Origin of the sequence: Bacteroides sp. RTP21281st1_H5_RTP21281_210402, from assembly GCF_040918965.1 — a bacterium.
Taxonomy (GTDB): domain Bacteria; phylum Bacteroidota; class Bacteroidia; order Bacteroidales; family Bacteroidaceae; genus Bacteroides; species Bacteroides congonensis.
This window is the reverse complement of record NZ_JBCOWR010000052.1, coordinates 1-1,499: the sequence shown is the minus strand read 5'-3', so window position 1 is coordinate 1,499 and position 1,499 is coordinate 1. Positions and strand designations below refer to the sequence as shown.

Below are 1,499 nucleotides of genomic sequence, written 5' to 3'. Positions count from 1 at the left end.
TGTGCCGTTTGAATACGCTGACAGATAGGACAAAAAGCCCGATGACAATAATGGGAATGCGCCTTACCTCCCTGCACAGTATAAACATTTGAACACACATGGGCATCCATATATGCTTTCATCAGCTTACTATCCGGATTCTTTTCCGAAAGTTTTCGAGTAAAATTATGGGATATGATTTTTACTTTAGCCTTTTTTTTAAGACTATCAGAACCGTTTTTTAACGGACTTTCTTTGCAGTTGGTTATATTTGTTCTATCTTTGCACATATGAAATTTTGATGTGGCTTTCGTTTGGTATCCGCCCCGCCAAGAACGAACACAAACGATTGCTAATTCTTAAAATACAAAGCCCGTTGGTTACTGCCTTCGGGCTTTCGTTTTTTCTCAGCCCAAAAGTAGGTAATTCATTCCAAACCGCCAAACATCATTCAAAAAACCTACATATAACAAGTCAAAAAGCATTTACCACGAAACTTTCTAGTTTATCTAGTATGGGGGCTCGCCCCCATTCCCCCGGCTGCGCAATTCTGACACAAATACACTACTAAATCCACAACAGACAAAGATACTTCCGGAAAAAAAACTATCTTTGCCGTACACAAAGACAACCCTTGCCGAGCGATACGGGAGAGTTGCAAAAAAAACACCGGAGTGAATTGACGGATATCCGACATCTCCGGTGGTATTTTTTTTCTTATCCCCCTCCCGTCCCCCAAAGGGGGAGCACACAAAGACAAGCCCTGCCTTCACTCAATGGAGTGTTAAATAGTTGCATATGGGTCAAGTTCCTTAATCCGCTTACACAAAAAATCAAAGCGTTTCTTTGTAAGTGGTGTAAGCGTATCGAGATTATCTCCATCGAAATTCTCCCCAAAAATAAGGTCGTTCATTCCTATGCCGTGATTGTAGTTCTCACGCACACAGTTGCGCAGCGTCCAAAGGTTACGCAGGTTTACCCAGTCTGCTGTGCGGCTCTTTACCCTGCGGAACAAGATAACGGCAGTCCGCAAATAGTGCCCCACATGGTCGTAATCGTGCAAGACACGTTTGCCCAAATAGTAAATATCCAAATCTTGTTTTTCTCTGTCCTCGACTACTTGACAGAGGAAGAATGGAATATCCTTCAGGTTATCCCATTCGATGTAGTCAGTTGGTTTCATAATGTCTTATTTGCATTTTTCTTTCCGTACTTTCCATTATTCACAGAACATTTGCTGAAATACTTCACGTAACCTTTTTATCTCACTGAAATTCAAATCTCCAATCTTTCTTTTCAGCCGGCTTTTATCCACCGTGCGAATTTGATCAGTGGCTATCTCTCCTTCACGCCCGGCTACAGAACACAGAACCCGGTAAGGATAATTTCTTATCGTTGAGGTTATCGGAACAATGACTACTGTTGTAAGGTACATATTCAAATCTGAAGGAGTGACAACTACACATGGCCGTGTCTTTGCCATTTCACCCCCACGGGTAGGGTCTAACTCTACCCAATAC

2 protein-coding genes are annotated in these 1,499 nt (G+C 42.2%); both read right to left on the bottom strand.

The genetic code is table 11. From position 1 onward, the window contains the following. Positions 1-763: 763 nt before the first annotated feature. Positions 764-1,162, bottom strand: a complete 399-nt coding sequence (locus tag AB5443_RS25270) for a hypothetical protein (RefSeq protein ID WP_005799260.1) — start codon at positions 1,160-1,162, stop codon at positions 764-766. A 36-nt stretch (positions 1,163-1,198) separates the two neighbouring features. Next, on the bottom strand, positions 1,199-1,499 hold a 301-nt coding region (locus tag AB5443_RS25265), incomplete at its 5' end, for a type II toxin-antitoxin system PemK/MazF family toxin (protein WP_147349576.1).

What these genes read in the sequence shown, in the direction of transcription:
- AB5443_RS25270 (WP_005799260.1), bottom strand. Translation starts at nt 1,162, where the DNA reads ATGAAACCAACTGACTACATCGAATGGGATAACCTGAAGGATATTCCA.